This window comes from Mesorhizobium sp. M1E.F.Ca.ET.041.01.1.1, from assembly GCF_003997355.1.
In the GTDB taxonomy this organism is placed as follows: domain Bacteria; phylum Pseudomonadota; class Alphaproteobacteria; order Rhizobiales; family Rhizobiaceae; genus Mesorhizobium.
In genome coordinates this window covers 1-733 of the sequence record NZ_RZSL01001159.1, presented here as the reverse complement: position 1 = coordinate 733, position 733 = coordinate 1, and the positions used below count along the sequence as shown (strand labels likewise).

General features: G+C 67.1%; 1 protein-coding gene and 1 pseudogene. Both read left to right on the top strand.

Annotated features, from left to right (window positions below; all coding sequences use genetic code 11):
- The first annotated feature begins 107 nt into the window (after nt 1-107).
- A pseudogene (locus tag EOA38_RS40840) lies at nt 108-606 on the top strand (transposase).
- Nucleotides 512-733 (top strand): transposase (locus EOA38_RS41190; RefSeq protein WP_210213028.1); only part of this gene is annotated, 222 nt, incomplete at its 3' end. The pseudogene EOA38_RS40840 and the gene EOA38_RS41190, both read left to right, overlap by 95 nt.

Genomic DNA, 733 nt, shown 5'->3' with positions numbered 1-733 from the left:
TGGATGGGGAAGCCTGTTTTGCCATGTCTTCTGGAGAGCCGGATGCGTAACGAAAGGCGCACGTCCGGTTCGGGGAGGGGCGACGAGAAACCGACTGCTGAAAGGCGGTGTGGCGCTCGTCGCCTACTCTACACGGTAACTACTGCTACCTGCCGCTCTACGTCTTCTGCGGCGATCACTTGCTGTGCGCCAAGCTGCGGCCCGCCAACATCGACGCCGCCGCCGGCGCGATCGAGGAGATCGTGCGCCAGCTGCGCGGGCCGCTGGCCCAAGGTCCGCATCGTGCTGCGCGCCGATTCCGGCTTCGCTCGTGAGGCGCTGATGGCCTGGTGCGAGACCAACGCCGTCGACTACCTGTTCGGCCCAGCCCGCAATGTCCGGCTGGTCCGGCACATCGGGGCTGAACTGGAGCAGGCCAGAGCAGAGAGAGCTCCCTCAGCGGACCGGACGGCCCGCCGCTTCAAGGATCTCCTGGGGCCACGCGCAAGAGCTGGAGCTGCGGCGCCGGGCCGTGGCCAAGGCCGAGTGGACGCAAGGCGAGGCCAACCCGCGCTTCGTCGTCACCTCGCTCGCCGCCGAGACCTGGCCGGCAAAGAGCCTCTATGAAGACCTCTACTGCGCCCGTGGCGAGATGGAGAACCGCATCAAGGAATGCCAGCTCGACCTATTCGCCGACCGCACCTCGGCGGCCACCATGCGCGCCAACCAGCTCAGGCTCTGGATCGCCTCGTTC